Below are 15,632 nucleotides of genomic sequence, written 5' to 3'. Positions count from 1 at the left end.
AGGGGCTTGGTCACAACGCTTCTAGTGCCTATCTGATCATTACGATAACTGGAGCGGGAGCCGATTTCCGACTCGGCGCTACTTTCGGCCATTTACCAAACACGCCCTAGCACTCGTCGCTGCCTCCGACTTCCCCCTCTCCATCGGCGAGAACGCCGTCGTTATGCAGGGTGATCAGACCGGCTTCACTCAGTTCCTTCAACAGTTCGTAAAAAGTCTCCTTCCGTTCCTCCGGAAGTTCTCTGACGAACTGATTGATCTCCTCCGCAGGAGCATTCGGGGAAAAGCGGGTCCCGCCATGGCGGGCGTAATGCTCCTCCCCCTGAAATCCTTCGATCATCGATACCCCCTCCTTTCAGCCCTTAGGGTGTACCATGGAGGAAAGGAATATGGGGGATTCACCCGTCTTTATCTTGAAAAATCCAAGTAGCGGGCCGACTGGGCCCGCTACTTGGATGTCCTAGAAATCGGTTCCTTGATCAGGCTTTCATGTCCTCATTCGTTTACGATTCGGACAACGCCCTCTTTTCCCACGATATCCACTGTGGGCGGTTCCGTAAACCTGGATCTAAGTTTACCCCAGGTCTGATACAGGGGCAAGGCAAAGCCCCATTTGTTCACACAGCGTTCATTTTTCTGCGGCCAAGGCTTTTTTCAGTTCCTCTGAGGAATTATTCCATAAGTCTTCATTGTTTTCGATTAAAAGGTCTTTCAACGCTTTTTTCTCTTTTTCTCCCAAAGGATCCAACTTGATTCGGCGCTTTAAAGCATCATCCATCCGATTGACATGATCCGCCAGGTTCTTCCACCCGCGTTTGGCTTCCCTGTCGATCAGCATGTAACAGGCCGCGGCTCCGGCGTAGCGGAGTCCGTTTTCATCCCGGTCGATCGCCACCCAGACCACCCAGTAGTCCTTTCCATCGGGAACTTCGTCCTTGTCGGGAATAAATTTGATCCGGCGCTCGACGGAGCTTTTAGCGTGAATCAGACCGAGATCAATCTTGGCCGTGTCCCCGTCGATCAGAACGGAGGAAAGATTGCTCAGGTTGAGCGTCCCTGTATAATAACCGCCGTGGGTGGTTGAATCTCCGCTGATGATATTGAATCCGGAATTCTTTTTCTTCAAGACGAATCGCCCCCCTTTATCTCTCCATCATTGTATCTCAGAAGAGGAATCTCATGCAAAAGCCGGGATATCCGTCATTGAAGGGTTTTCAGCAAACTCACCCGCTCCGCGGCCTCTTCCCGAGCCAGACCCACCTCCCGGCGCTCGGAATCCAAATCCTCCTCGGACGTATCCTTATGGGTCAACTGCCGGACCGGGAGATGAATATTAAAGGTCGTTCCCCGACCGGGTTGACTCGTCACATGAATCTGCCCTCCGTGTTCGGAGATGATCCGGTGACAGATGGACAAGCCCATCCCGGTCCCATCCCCCTTTGTCGTAAAGAAAGGATCGAAGATCCGCGACATATGCTCCGGCTGAATGCCGGCCCCCGTATCCTGAATCCGGATACTGATCCGGTCTCGCAACTCTTTCCACCGCACACAAACCACACCTTTGTCGTTCAGAGATTCAAGACCGTTCTGAACCAGGTTGATCAGTACTTGTTTCAGTTGCTCCGCGTCGGCCTCGATGATAACCGGTGAAGAAGGCGGCTTCGGTGTCAGCTCGTGTCCCATCAAAATAGCCTTGGGGTGGAGTAATTGAAGGACATCGTCGATCAGGCGATCCAGATTGAACAGGGTGTGACGGGCCGGACGCGACTCGGACAAATGCAAAAACTGCTTCAACAAGTCATTGATACGGTCGATTTCCGGCAGGATGATCGATTCCCACTTTTTCACTTCCGGTGACTCCGAGGCAGATATCTGGATAAAGCCGCGGATCGATGTCAATGGATTGCGGATTTCATGGGCCAAGCCGGCTGCCAGCTGTCCCACGGCGGACAGCTTTTCCAGGTGACGCCTTCTTTCCTCCTCACGGTGGCGAATTCGCCGTTGTTCAATAGAAAGGCGGCTCTCCGCCAACCGGATCAGTTCTGTAGCATTGTGGGCGTCTCCGGGATAAGAGGCCGAACCGATACAGTAGTTGACCAGAGAGCGTTCTGCCCTTAATCCCCCGATCACCTTTTCCACTGTCTCCAAGCAGAGGCGCATCGCCGAATCGTCCCCGGTCAGCCCGACAGCGAATTGATCCCCGTCATACCGAGCCACCTGGGCATACGGAGGGAGTTTCCGCTTTAACTGGCGGGCGATCTGCACCAACAATTGATCCCCCGCATCGATTCCCTCTCTCATATTCACTTGCTGAAAATCGACGAGGTCCACGCAGATCACGTGATAATAATGACCCTCGATACAGCATCGGGACAAACTCCTCGCCACCTGTTCCTGAAAACCGCTGAAATTGTATAAACTGGTCAGGTAGTCCCGACGGGATGTCTCTTCCAGCTCATCGATATATTCATGCATCCGGTTTTGGGCCTCATCCACTTTTTCGACCAAACGCCGGTTCTCACCCTGAATCTCTTCCGTTCTCTTGCGGGTTCTCCGCAGAAAACCGCCCAGACAGCCGAAAAAGACAAAGAGGATCGCATCATTCACCAGATTTTGCGGCTGTCCCCATGGCTCCCAAACGCTTCCCCCGGATTGCACCCACATGTAAACGCCGAAAAAGACCAAGGTGGACAAGATGGCCCTCTCCCTTGTCAGGTGCTTATTTAACAATCCCAGCGACACCAGATACACCCAGAGGATCGACCAATCACCGGTCAAGACATCCAGAGCGGTCAATAACAGCAACACGAATACCGGATACAGATAAAAGGGCACCTTGTCCGCAAAACGGCTCCCAAATAATAGTACCAGCAACGCCGAAGCACACAGGATGATACCGGTCCAACGCGCCGCCGGATCGGAAAAAAACCGATTCAATCCTTCAACCAGGGTGATTAGCCATTCGGTCAACGGTTTTTACCCCCCCATTTCACCCTCCATCCAACCTGTACATTCCCGAAATCGGCGGAAGGGAATGCCCCACCGAGAAATGAATGAATGATCAGACAGATAGACACGATATGTCATATGAAAATAACGATAGGGTTCCATGATCTTCTTCAAAATTCCTCCCTGAGAACACCGATTCGACAAAATCTATCAAATCCTGATAAAACCTCAGAATTTTTTTCATGTTAAAATTCACACAACGGATATTCCACTCCCGATAGGACCTGGTGTCATCTTTTATGCGAACCCCCCGTACCATTTAGCAATGGATGTGATCACAAAATCAGGAGGGACAGTCGTGTGAAACAAGAACAGCTGTTGGCCGATGCGATCCTGGAACAGGTCGGCGGGGAGAGGAATATCACCTCTCTGAGTTATTGCATGACCCGACTTCGCCTCACCCTGGAGAATCCGGAACATGTTCACCGGGAAGAACTGGAATCCATGACGGGGGTCATGGGGGTTGTGGAGCAGTCCGGACAACTACAAATCATCCTCGGTCCGAAAACCGTGACCCGAGTGGCTGAAATCCTGTCCCAAAAGACAGGCATCCCCGCGGGGGAAGTCCAGGACTACAAAGCGGCTGTGCAGGATAAGAACCAGACTCCTTTTAAACTCTTCCTGCGAAAGCTGGCCAACATTTTCATTCCCTTGATTCCGGCCATCGTCGCCGGCGGAATGATCATGGGTCTGACCAATGTCATCGTTTACTCCTTCGATGTCAGCGACAAAAACCAATGGGTCGTCATGCTGTCCGCTATCAGTAAAGTGATCTTCACATACCTGGCTGTCTTCGTCGGGATCCATACCGCCCGGGAATTCGGCGGCACACCGGCACTCGGAGGCGTAGCGGGGGGATTGATCATCCTGCCGGATATCTCCGAAATCACCCTTTTCGGCGAATCCCTCCTTCCCGGACGGGGAGGGTTGATCGGTGCATTACTGGCGGCCTGGTTCATTTCGGTGGTGGAACGGAGTGTCCGCCAGTTTGTCCCGTCCGTGATCGATATCATTGTAACACCGACGGTATCGGTCCTGATCACAGGATTCGCCACCTACATCCTGTTTCAACCGGTGGGGGGATTCGTGTCCGACCTGATCACCGGCGGTTTGACAGCCCTTCTGGAAACGGGTGGCGCTGTCGGGGGCATCGTCTCTGGAGCCGTCATGGCGGGAACCTTTCTGCCTCTAGTCATGACAGGGCTGCATCAGGGGCTGACCCCGATTCACATGCAGCTGTTGGATCAAACCGGGCTGGATCCCCTCTGGCCCATCCTGGGGATGGCAGGAGCCGGACAGGTAGGAGCGGCGATCGCCGTCTACATCAAAACCAAGAACCAAACCCTTCGCAATGTAATTAAAGGCGGATTACCCGTCGGTATCCTGGGGATCGGCGAACCCCTTATCTTCGGGGTGACCCTTCCCCTGGGACGCCCCTTCATCACCGCCTGCCTCGGTGCGGCAGTAGGCGGAGCTTTCCAAGGAGCCCTGGGAATCGCCACCGTCGCCATCGGCGTATCGGGTTTGCCCGCCGCCCTTCTAATCGCCCCCGGCCAGGTTCTGCTCTACCTTACCGGGGTTCTCATCGCCTACGGGGCCGGATTCCTGTTCACTTATCTCTTTGGCTTCAATAGGGAAATCGATCAAGGTTATGGAAATCAAACAACGACAAGTTTCAAACCGAACCCTTCATCCTAATCAGACGAGAGGAAAACCCGCCTGGCTGTTTTCAAGGCCGGCGGGTCCCGCTGTGGCAAGGAGGAGAACCCAATGGAAAAAGATTTATCTCACCTGAGGACCGAACAGATCAACGAATCGACTCGTCATCTGGACCGTATGAGCTCTCTGGAAATCGTCCAGGCGATGAACCGGGAGGACTTCCGGGTACCTCAGGCGGTGGAGAAATCCCTGTCTCAGGTGGCCCGGACCGTCGAAGAAATGGTAAAGACGGTCAAAGGCGGCGGACGCATCTTCTATATCGGAGCGGGAACCAGCGGACGTCTGGGAATTTTGGACGCCTCGGAGTGCCCTCCGACATTCAGCACCGACCCGGAACTGGTTCAGGGAATCATCGCGGGAGGCGAACAGGCCCTTCGGTTCGCAGTGGAAGGTGTGGAAGATTCCATGGACCGGGGGAAAGCCGATCTTCAGTCCCGGAATTTCTCTTCCTGCGACTTTTTGGTGGGGATCGCCGCCAGCGGGAGAACTCCCTATGTTTTGGGAGCTCTTCAATATGCCCGCCAAATCGGTGCCGGAACCGCCTCGATCACCTGCAACCCCGGCTCCCGGATGGGACAGTGGGCAGACGTGGCGATTGAAGTGGATACCGGATCGGAAGTATTACAGGGCTCCACCCGCCTCAAATCGGGAACCGCGCAGAAGATGATCCTGAATATGCTGAGCACAGCCACCATGGTTCGTCTGGGAAAAGCCTATCAAAATCTGATGGTCGACCTGAATCCGTCCAACCAAAAGCTGGAGGAGCGCTCCCGGCGGATCATCCGCATCGCCACCGGAGCGACTCGGGAAGAGGTGGAACAGGCTTACCGGGCCTGTGAAGGAGAAACCAAAACCGCCATCGTTACGCTGTTGACGGGAACAGACCCGGAAACGGCGAGAAAACGGCTGCATCAGGCGGAAGGACGAGTCAGCCTCGCTCTGGACCTCGACAACGAAACCCGGGACTAGAAGCGTTGTCATTTAAAGCCCTTGGACGTAGAAAAGGGCGCGGACCGCATCACATCCGCAGAAGCCACCCGGCGCAAAATCGAAAATCGACTCCTGCACCCGGTTAGCCAATCGCCGGTCGTTGATTAGTCGGGAGTTCAGACACGCCTTAGCCGAGGCGATCCACCCAATGGTGAAAGCCCCGGTAAGGCGCTTCCTTTTTTCCGTCGAGGGAATGATCATCCGCGGAGGATCGCTGGGTTACTTCCTCGGATCGGTACATCTCTTCGATCTCGATCGGATCCCTCCTCAAAACCGGTTCTTCCCGCTTGAGGCCCGGATAGGAAACCTTCTCCTCTTCGGGGAAACGATCGGCCACCCAACTTTCTCTGCCTTCGGAAGGCAGACGGTTTTCTCTCCCTTCCCAGACGCCTTCATAGCGAGGGGATTTTTTATCCCTTTCCCGCATGTACATGTAAGGAGGCGTCCCCTCATGAGAACCGTTCCAATATCCGCCGTAACGCCTTCGCTCATGTTGGAAAGCGAGAGGCGTTCGCTCAAACTCGTCCAACAGGGTATGTATGATCGTATCTTTCAGAATGCTCTTAATCTCTTCGCTCCGATACCCGTTGTCCACTCCATCCACCCATTGGTAAACCGGACCGTCTTCCGGAGTAAATGTGACATTTCGCTGAGTGGGGGACAACTCCTTCAACAGGCGCATCCTTTCCTTGAAACTCTCCCGGTCGCAGATCGTATCCAGGGGGAAATAAACCCCTTTCAGATACGACTGGATACAGTACTTGACCAATAGGGGAAACTGCCCTCTGGGGAGAATATCGTACCAGTTGCGCAGAAAACGGTCTTTCTTTCCCAAGTAAACACCTACAGTAATCGTCATGCTTGAACCCACCCTTCAGAAAAAGTGAAATGCGCTTTCAAACATGGCCGGTAAATGATAGAGGCGAACCAAAAGGCAAGGCAGCACCGCATCTTTTTCTCTCATTTCGGATGCAAATCCTTCTTTTGCCAAATATAGTATCAACGCCCGCCTTCACCGTCAACGGAATATTTTGTCGAATTTGGACAAGTTTCCGTTCTTCTAACGGACCAGCCTGCGATGATGGTTTAAAATTTTCCTGTACTCTTTTTTTCTTTCGGTTTTCCGGAACATCTGGAACTGAGGGCGGGTATTCACTTCAAAGATCCACAGCTTCCCCTCTTGATCCGCACCTACATCGATCCCCAGTTCCCTGAGTCCCGGAAACCGGGAATCCAATACCCATGCCGTCAGCAAAGCCATTTTTTCCAATTCCTCTGTCCGGTCGGACGGAAGGGGATTCCCCGTATTCCCTGACAAAGACAAGGCCCTTTCCACGGAAATCGGTTGTCCCCCTTTGCAATGATTGGTTACAAACTGGCCCCGGGCCGCCACCTTGGCGATCATTCCGCTGACGATCCAGCGCCGGCCCGGCTTTTGCAGTAACACCCGGATATCCACCGGCCTCCCGTTGATTCGGGCCAAATCGATTCCCTGTTGAATCAAATATCTCTTGTCAATTCGCTGCAACCGGCTGATTACAGCGTGAAGATGTTCCGCATCAACCATACGGCCGGTCCTGTGAAAATTCACCTGATACCCTCTTTCCGTCACCCGACGGACTCTGATAATCCCTGCTCCTCCGCCCCCCTTGTCCGGCTTGACAAAGACCGTAGGATAAGAGGAAAGCATCCGTTTCAGAGAGGCTTCGGAATACCAAGTCGTGAAAGGGATATATGGGGCAAGAATCGGGTTCTCCAACATCACTTTTGTTTTCAGCGCTTTACTGGCGATTTGACGATATCTGCGCATACCGGATGCCTCCGTTTTTCGTAAATACCTTCGTCCGGAATCGAACCGTCGGATTCAACCCCTTACAGTCTATTCCTTCACTCGGAAACAGGAGCCAGCAAGGAAAGCCTATTTTTCGGCAAAAAGCGCCGGATGGTCCCGCCTTTTTAATGTGTTAAAATAGGAGCTGAAGCCTTGGATTGTTTCTGTAAAGGGATTGTGCGAAAATGAATGCGACCATTCACCGATCGACCCGAAGTCTGTTCCTTTTTTTCATATCCTTTACCCTTCTCTTTTTCTTTGGGTGGAGTCATCAGGGACAAGTGATCGCTCAACCGGTCCTTCATCAGGGAAATCATTGGCTGGAAGCTTGGCGGTTTCGGGACGGTGAAGTACTGGAAACCACCCGGGTCAAGATCTATTATCCATCAGCGATGAGGACCCAGGCCCGGCTGATCTCCCGGGAAGCGGAACAGATGCTTAAAACCTTTGAAAAACGGGTTCACTTCCAACTGAATCATCCGGTGCCCGTTTTTCTGTTTCCTGACCGCGACTCTCTTCAATCGCATTTTTCCTGGAAAAAAAAGCAAAGTGCAACCGGTGTTTATTTTTCCGGGGCGATTTATCTTTTAAACCCCGAGGTTTGGCATGAAGGATTCCCCTCGGCCAAAAAGGCCCCGGAAAAATGGGCCCGGCTCTTCCGCGAAAAAGGCCCTCTCTATCACGAAATCGCCCACCTGTACTTGGATAAGGCTACCGGCGGGAATTACCCGATATGGTATACGGAAGCTTACGCTCAGTGGGTGGAATACCGGGAATTGGGATACGAAGGAGCCACCCCCGCCAACCGACTGAATGGGCAATCCCCTTACCGTTACGAGGATTTGGTCCATCGGTTTGAACAATTGCCCAATCAATCTCTGGCTTACCGCCAAGCCTTTTTACTTCTGCGCACCACAGTGGAGCGAAAAGGAGAAGGCCGCCTTCGCGACCTGCACCGGAGACTTTCCCGGGGGGATTCCTTCGATGCCGCCTGGGAACAAGTTTTTGGCGAGTCGACCGAGGAATCCTACCGACATTGGAAGCGATTCGTCCGTTAGAAAAACTCTCCTATGGGAGGCACCCCGCCATGAGTATCAAAATCCTCGTCGTGGAAGACGAGCGTCCCATTGCGGATATTTTGCAGTTTAATCTAAGTAAAGAAGGCTACCAAGTGGAGTGCGTCTATGATGGGGACGAGGCTCTCACCCGCGTATCTGAAGAGCCTCCCGATCTGATTCTGTTGGACTTGATGCTGCCCGGAACGGACGGGATCGAGGTCTGCCGCAAGGTGCGCCAAGTCCATCAGATGCCGATCATCATGGTAACGGCCAAAGATTCGGAAGTGGATAAAGTGTTGGGGCTGGAAATCGGAGCTGACGACTATGTAACCAAACCTTTCAGCAACCGGGAGTTACTGGCTCGAATCAAGGCGAATCTGCGGCGGTCCAGAGACCGGAGCCAACCGCCCTCCACCGACGACACCCTCGCCGTCGGCGCCCTCACCATCGACCAAAACAGTTACATCGTCAGCAAACACAAAAATCCCGTCGACCTGACCCACCGGGAATTCGAACTGCTTCTGTACATGGCCAAGCATATCAATCAGGTGCTGACTCGGGAGCATCTCCTGCAATCGGTGTGGGGATACGATTATTTCGGCGACGTGCGCACAGTGGATGTCACGATCCGGCGCCTGCGGGAAAAAATCGAAGACGATCCCAGCCAACCCCAGTACATCATCACACGGCGGGGCATCGGCTATACCATGCGGGATCCTGACGCTGAACGGTGACCCCCATGAAATGGCTGCGAATTTTCAACAGCGTTCAGTGGAAAGTAGTGATCATCTATATTTTACTGCTTTTGATCGCCGTTCAGTTGATCGGGGTCTACTTCTTCCGCAACGTGGAACAGTACTATGAGGGCAACTTCCGCAACCGGCTTCAGACCCAGGCCGAACTGCTTCAAGACAAAGTGGCGGATGCGATGGGGAGTCGGGAAAACAGCCAAAACCAGCGCAAAAAAATCGACGAACTGATTCAGGCGCTGTTCACACTGGACAACAAGACCGATGTCGTACAAGTCGTGGACCAGGACGGAATCGTTCTCAGCACCAGTTCCGATAATAAATCCCTGGTCGGTCAGAAAAACGTCAAAGTTTCCCGGGTTCTGCAAGGAGATGTTCAATCCGACGTGCAAATCCGTCCCAGCCCCAACGGCCAGCGCCAAATGCTGGTGAGTTACCCGGTCATGGAGGACGGACTGGTCATCGGGGCGATTTATATCGAAGCCCCGATGGAAGAAATGTATAAGACTATCCGTACGATCAATAATTATTTGATCAAAATTACCCTGGTGTCCCTGGTGGGTACCGGTATCCTGGGAGTCGTATTGGCCCGAACGATTACCAATCCCGTCAAGGAAATCACCCGACAGGCGACGGTGATGGCGGAGGGGAATTTCGACCGGAAAGTGGATGTAAAAAGCCAGGACGAAATCGGCCAACTGGCCTCCTCCTTCAACCACCTGGCCCATCACCTCCGGGAAGCCCTTTCACAAAAGGAAGAGGAAAAAGGAAAACTGGAATCCGTCCTGGCCAACATGAGCGACGGTGTCATCGCCACCGACCGCCGGGGGCGGGTAATTGTGATGAATCGCCGTGCCGAAGAGATTCTCAACCGATCCTTTCAACATGGAGAATCGATCAACCAAGTCCTCCCTCTGGCTCAACCCCTAACCCCGCCCTTGGCGGAAGAGCGGGAGACATATCTGGAACTGAATGACTCAGAGGATGAACATCTGACCGTAGTTAAACTCACTTTCACCCCGATCCGCCGACCCGGACGGGAAACGGTAGGGCTTATCGTCGTTCTTCAGGATGTGACCGAAGAGGAGAAGCTGGACCGACAACGCAAGGAGTTCGTCGCTAACGTCTCCCATGAGCTTCGGACGCCCCTGACCACCATCAAAAGTTATTTGGAGGCCCTGGATGAGGGAGGAGCGATGGAAGAGAAAGAACTGGCCTCCCGTTTCCTGCGGGTCACTCGTCAGGAAGCGGAACGGATGACGCGGCTGATCCACGATCTGCTCCAACTCTCCCGCCTGGACGCGGAAAAGGTCCGCTTCCACAAACAACCCCTGCTTCTGTCTGAAGTGTTGGAGGACGCGGCGGATCGCTTCTCCGTTCAATGTGAACAAAAGGAGATCGATTTCACCCTGTCCATCTCCGACCGCCTGCCCCGGGTCTATGCCGACCGGGATCAGGTGGACCAAGTGTTGGATAACCTTCTCTCCAACGCCGTCAAATACACCCAAGCGGGGGGCAGTATCACACTGTCCGCCCGCAAACGGAGCGACGGGTTTATCACCGTCTCCGTCGCCGACACCGGGATCGGGATTCCGAAAAAAGATCTGGAACGAATTTTTGACCGCTTTTATCGTGTCGATAAGGCCCGATCCCGCAGTATGGGGGGAACAGGTCTGGGGCTGTCCATCGCCCGGGAAATGATCCGAGGCCATGGAGGGGAAATCGGAATCGAAAGCCAATACGGTGAAGGAACCACCGTCTCCTTTACCCTTCCCCCTTGTGAACCGGAGGTGGTTCGATGATCAAGTACGCCAAATCCGCCCTGCTGGTGTTATTGGTGGCGGCCAGCTTCGTTCAGACAGGTTTATTGTGGTACAGCTCCCCTTCCTATGAGGAAAGCCGTCAAAACTACTATCTGAAACCGCCTCCGATTGGAAGTGAAAAATTCCAAAAGGAAAAGGCTTATGAACTGGCCGCTCCTCAGGAGTTCATCCTTCACCAAAAAGGAGAACACCGAAAAGTCCTTCCAAAGGGGGACCGCCAAAAATACGAGTCTCTTTTGGAAAAGTTGGATCGTGCGGAGACCGAAAGTGCCGAGCTCATCGATCCTTCCCCTTCTCTTTGGAAGGAAATGATCGAGAAGCGGACAGGGCTTGAGCTTCGCTTCAACCATGACTTTCCCCCGGGAACGGTTCAAACCCTTTTCAACACCCAACTGCCGGAATTGGAATCCGTCAGCCGCATCTGGATCTTTGAAGAAGACCAGTCGAAGGAATTGTTCGCCTGGTTCATCTCCGACCGGGAACAGGAAGTCATGCAGACTACGATAAAGGTCCAGTCCTTCGACGACTGGATCAGAACCATGGGGAATGAAACCGGCGGCCCGTTGGAACCCGTTTTTTCCGATGGGGGCTCCGAGTGGGACAAAGAGAATCAAGGCATCCCTTGTCCTTTTTATCTTCCGGAAAACCGACCGGCGATGAACCGCTACACCTTCCGTCTCAAGGGACCGATTAAGCCGGAACACATGAAACAGATTCTGTTTCGCGATCCGGACTTGGCCCGTCAAAGTCTGGTTTTGGACAACACCTACATCTATACAGACGGGCGCAGTAACCTGCAACACAATACCCGGACAGGAAACATGGTCTATAACGACCCGGCGACCAACACCAACCGCAAGTCCACCCTGACGGAAGATCTGAACGCCATCAACCAGTTTATGAACCGACACAGCGGCTGGACCGGCAATTATCTGCTGGACACCGTGGAACTGGATAAAAACAGCGGATTGCCCGATTATATTTTCCGTCTGTTCGTGGACCATTCCCCCGTGTACTGGTCCGACAAAGACAGCAGCAATCCCGGTACCATCCGTTTAAGCACCACGGGCAAGGGGATCACGGCTTATGAGCGCTCGCTCCGCTATCTGTCCACCGATCCAAAACAGAACATCGATGAACTTCCCAACCAGGAGGAACTGCTGGATGCCTTGCAGGAAAAAGGAATCGATCTGTTGGATATACGATGGATCCACCCCGGTTACCAAGCGGTGTCCAAATCCGACCGAGTCCAATTGATTCCGTGCTGGGTGATCGTTCTCAATGATGATGAGCGTAAGATGATCCCGACAGCGGAAGCGGGGGGAGAGACCGATGGACTGGAGTAAAGCAAAAACCATCCTGATCCTCGCTTTCCTCGCCTTAAATCTGTTTCTAGCGGCGCAACTGCTGCAAGCAAGAAACGAACAGTCGGACAACATCAACAGCGCCAAAGACACTCGGCGGGAACTCGCCCAGCTGCTTCAAGACAAAGAAATCACCGTAACCACGGACCTCCCCTCGGAACCTCCCCGGGTCACTTATCTGGAAGCCAAACCGGCTCCTCCGGACAACGACTGGGAATCCAACACCGACGGAAGCTACGAACGCAACCTCCAACCCGCTCCGGAAGCAGGGACATCGCTCCACCGGCTAAACAGGTTGCTCCGCCGATATGTGGATCACTTCGATGATTTCCAGTACGACCCCGGAGAATCCTCGTCCGATCGCAAAGTTTATTATCAGTATTGGGGGGACCGCCCCTTATTCGATGCCCGCCTTCAAGTGCGGATGAAGGGGGACCGGGTGGAATCCCTGCACCTGGTCCGCTTTAAAATCAATGACGAAAACAGTTCACCTCAGCAGGGGGTGACCTCCCACACCGCTCTGCTCAGTCTGATCGAAAACCGCCGGATACAAAAAGGATCTACCATTACCAGTATGGAATTGGGCTACCACGGTCCGTCATACGATGCGGAGGTGCGCATCCTTCACCCGGTCTGGCGGATTAAAACCGTGGACAAAACCTACTATGTCAATGCTCTGACCGGTGGAAGCGACACGGCGATGAACACCAAAAAGCCTTAGAAGCATAGTGAAAAAGTCCCCTGTTCGGGAGGGTGGGGTTCCACACGGAGTGCCTTTGGCTCGTCAGAACAACGAAACGGAGTGTGGACCCCCACCCCGACCCACCAAGGACGTGCTCAATCACAAAGCTTTTAGAGAAAGAGGAAGAAAACGGGATGAGGTATAGCATACTTGCCAGCGGGAGTACAGGAAACGCCATCTATGTGGAGACAGAACACATCCGGATTTTAATCGACGCGGGGTTGAGTGGGAAACAGCTGGAAAAGCTGCTCCGCTCCGTCGGAGCCGACCCCGCTCAATTGGATGCGATTCTCGTTACCCACGAACATAGCGACCATGTGAAAGGACTGGGAGTTTTCGCCCGCCGATACGAGTTGCCGATCTATACGAATGAGGCCACATGGTCTCATCTGCCTTCCAGTGTCGGCCATATCGACGATTCCCAGCGACATGTGTTCGCCACCGGCTCTGTCCTGGAACTGGGGGATCTGACGGTGGAATCTTTCCCCATTTCCCACGACGCGGCGGAACCGATGAGTTTCTGTTTTCACAACAAACAATGCACCCTCGGACTGGTGACAGATGTCGGGTACATCAATCGGCGGATCATCGAAAAAGTGAAGGCGGCTGACGCTTTGATCTTTGAATCCAATCACGATGTGGACATGTTGCGGATGGGGACCTATCCCTGGAATGTAAAACGGCGCATTTTGAGCGATGTCGGCCACCTGTCCAACGAGGACGCCGCTGAAGGGTTGTTGGAAATCATCGAAGGGAACGGAGAGGATGTCTTCTTGGCTCATTTGAGCCAGGATAACAACCTGACGGAGTTGGCTCATCTCACAGTCAAAGGAATTCTGGAAGAACACGGACTCAAAGTGGGAACCGATATCCATCTTCGGGACACCTACCCGTCCCGGGCCACCCCTCTTCGCAGGATCCGCCCCAAACGATAACCCGCATCACCAGGTTGCCGTTACGGGGCGGACAAAACTTTGTCACACATTTTTGAACGGTCAGCCACTTGCCTACTTCCCCTTCGGGAAATAGTATAATATGTATAGCCTATTCGCATAATGAAGAGGGAATTGACCGACTGATATGTGAAGCGAGGAGGCATGAAGCCGTGGGGTATTATGATCATTCGGACCGTATCCGCCGCGGAGTGGTGATATTCATTACCGCCCTCGTTTCCGCCGTCATCGGCGGAATGGTGGTCCTGACCGTATCACCGGTCCTTGTGCGAGCAGGAGTTCTCCCGGAGCAGTTCTTTCTCGGCAAAGGCCCTTCTCTAGCAGAAGAGAAAGGAGCCGAAAAGACCGTCAGCGTCAATGTCGACAACGATATCACCCGAGCAGTGGAAAAAGTACGACCCGCTGTGGTCGGAGTCATCAACTATACTCAGAACCGCGATCCCTTCAGCCAGGAACCTGAACAGCAGGGAACGGGATCCGGCATCATTTTTAGAAAAGAAGACGGCAAAGCCTTGGTCGTTACCAACTATCACGTCATTAAAGGGGCCAGTAAAGTCGGGGTGGTCATCCCGAAAAAAAACAACGAAGGGAAGCCCGTCGAGGCGGAAGTGCTGGGCGGTGACGAAGCGACCGACTTAGCGGTTCTGCAAATGCCGGACGATAAAGTGGATACCGTCGCCGAATTCGGCAATTCCGACAAACTGAAAGCCGGTGAACCGGCTATCGCGATTGGAAACCCCCTGGGCCTTGAATTTTCCCAATCCGTCACGACCGGTGTTATCAGTTCCCCTCAACGCAACTTCCGCATTTCCGACACCATGTCCATGGATGTGATCCAGACGGATGCCGCCATTAACCCCGGGAACAGCGGAGGGGCCCTGGTAAACGCCGCCGGTCAGGTCATCGGGATCAACAGCCTGAAGATCGCTCAACAGGGAATTGAAGGCCTTGGCTTCGCTATTCCCGCCAATGATGCCAAACCGATTATCAACGATTTGATCCGTTATGGAGAAGTGCGCCGTCCCTATCTGGGAATCGGGCTGGAAGACCTGGAAGCGGTCCCGCGTCAGGCCTGGGAATCGGAGCTTAACTTGCCGGATAACGTCACCAAGGGATCCGTGGTGCTGGAGGTTGTCCCCGGCAGCGGCGCCGACAAGGGCGGATTGGAAGCCCGCGACGTCATCGTCGCTTTGGATGATCAAAAGATCCGGAGCAGTTCCGAACTTCGCTCCTACCTGTGGAAGGAAAAAGAGATCGGAGAATCGATCAAGATCACTCTTTATCGGGATGGAAAGAAGTTGACCAAAACCGTCGAATTGACAGAAGCCGACTAATACACGGAGACTGAAAGCCCCGCCGTCAAGGAACGGCGGGGCTTCTTCGTTTTCAAACGC

The 15,632-nt window shown here is 53.5% G+C and carries 14 protein-coding genes; 9 read left to right on the top strand and 5 right to left on the bottom strand.

Annotated features, from left to right (window positions below):
• Nucleotides 1-106: 106 nt before the first annotated feature.
• The 3 genes from CHM34_RS07505 to CHM34_RS07495 form a co-directional block, all read right to left on the bottom strand.
• The gene (locus CHM34_RS07505; protein WP_094263995.1) at nt 107-340 is read right to left on the bottom strand and encodes a hypothetical protein; all 234 of its coding nucleotides are present in this window, start codon (nt 338-340) and stop codon (nt 107-109) included.
• A 288-nt stretch (nt 341-628) separates the two neighbouring features.
• A complete protein-coding gene (locus CHM34_RS07500) occupies nt 629-1,126 on the bottom strand; it encodes a YwhD family protein (RefSeq protein ID WP_094263994.1) in 498 nt (165 codons plus the stop codon).
• Nucleotides 1,127-1,200: 74 nt separating this feature from the next.
• Nucleotides 1,201-2,970, bottom strand: a complete 1,770-nt coding sequence (locus CHM34_RS07495; RefSeq protein ID WP_094263993.1) for an ATP-binding protein — start codon at nt 2,968-2,970, stop codon at nt 1,201-1,203.
• A gap of 339 nt (nt 2,971-3,309) precedes the next feature.
• Here CHM34_RS07495 and CHM34_RS07490 point away from each other — a divergent pair, with 339 nt between their 5' ends.
• On the top strand, nt 3,310-4,707 hold the full coding sequence (locus CHM34_RS07490) for a PTS transporter subunit EIIC (RefSeq protein WP_094263992.1): 1,398 nt from the start codon (nt 3,310-3,312) through the stop codon (nt 4,705-4,707).
• 72 nt (nt 4,708-4,779) lie between these two features.
• Entirely contained in the window at nt 4,780-5,697 is a 918-nt protein-coding gene (murQ, locus tag CHM34_RS07485) for an N-acetylmuramic acid 6-phosphate etherase (protein WP_094263991.1), read from the top strand.
• A gap of 148 nt (nt 5,698-5,845) precedes the next feature.
• Here the strand turns inward: murQ and CHM34_RS07480 are convergent, their stop codons facing one another.
• The gene (locus CHM34_RS07480) at nt 5,846-6,577 is read right to left on the bottom strand and encodes a hypothetical protein (protein ID WP_094263990.1); all 732 of its coding nucleotides are present in this window, start codon (nt 6,575-6,577) and stop codon (nt 5,846-5,848) included.
• A 201-nt stretch (nt 6,578-6,778) separates the two neighbouring features.
• Complete coding sequence (locus CHM34_RS07475; protein WP_094263989.1) at nt 6,779-7,528, bottom strand: YheC/YheD family protein; 750 nt, start codon at nt 7,526-7,528, stop codon at nt 6,779-6,781.
• 206 nt (nt 7,529-7,734) lie between these two features.
• Between CHM34_RS07475 and CHM34_RS07470 the strand changes: the two genes are divergently transcribed.
• The 7 genes from CHM34_RS07470 (at nt 7,735) to CHM34_RS07440 (ending at nt 15,572) form a co-directional block, all read left to right on the top strand.
• Nucleotides 7,735-8,607 (top strand): gluzincin family metallopeptidase, encoded by an 873-nt coding sequence (locus CHM34_RS07470; RefSeq protein ID WP_094263988.1) that lies wholly within the window; start codon nt 7,735-7,737, stop codon nt 8,605-8,607.
• Nucleotides 8,608-8,636: 29 nt separating this feature from the next.
• Entirely contained in the window at nt 8,637-9,341 is a 705-nt protein-coding gene (gene yycF / locus CHM34_RS07465; protein ID WP_094263987.1) for a response regulator YycF, read from the top strand.
• 5 nt (nt 9,342-9,346) lie between these two features.
• Nucleotides 9,347-11,158, top strand: coding sequence for an ATP-binding protein (locus CHM34_RS07460; RefSeq protein WP_094263986.1), 1,812 nt, complete (start codon nt 9,347-9,349; stop codon nt 11,156-11,158).
• Nucleotides 11,155-12,525 carry a YycH family regulatory protein gene (locus CHM34_RS07455; RefSeq protein ID WP_094263985.1) on the top strand — a complete coding sequence of 457 codons (1,371 nt, stop codon included), beginning with the start codon at nt 11,155-11,157 and terminating at the stop codon, nt 12,523-12,525. The genes CHM34_RS07460 and CHM34_RS07455 overlap by 4 nt, the downstream gene beginning before the upstream one ends.
• Entirely contained in the window at nt 12,512-13,264 is a 753-nt protein-coding gene (yycI, locus tag CHM34_RS07450) for a two-component system regulatory protein YycI (RefSeq protein WP_094263984.1), read from the top strand. The genes CHM34_RS07455 and yycI overlap by 14 nt, the downstream gene beginning before the upstream one ends.
• Before the next feature lie 155 nt (nt 13,265-13,419).
• Nucleotides 13,420-14,220: an MBL fold metallo-hydrolase gene (locus CHM34_RS07445; RefSeq protein ID WP_094263983.1), complete on the top strand. Its 801-nt coding sequence runs from the start codon at nt 13,420-13,422 to the stop codon at nt 14,218-14,220.
• 170 nt (nt 14,221-14,390) lie between these two features.
• On the top strand, nt 14,391-15,572 hold the full coding sequence (locus CHM34_RS07440; RefSeq protein ID WP_094263982.1) for a S1C family serine protease: 1,182 nt from the start codon (nt 14,391-14,393) through the stop codon (nt 15,570-15,572).
• Nucleotides 15,573-15,632 lie beyond the last annotated feature (60 nt).

The sequence above is a fragment of the Paludifilum halophilum genome, assembly GCF_002245355.1.
Lineage (GTDB): Bacteria > Bacillota > Bacilli > Thermoactinomycetales > DSM-45169 > Paludifilum > Paludifilum halophilum.
Note: the sequence above shows the minus strand (reverse complement) of the source record. Positions and strands in the feature narration are given on the sequence as shown.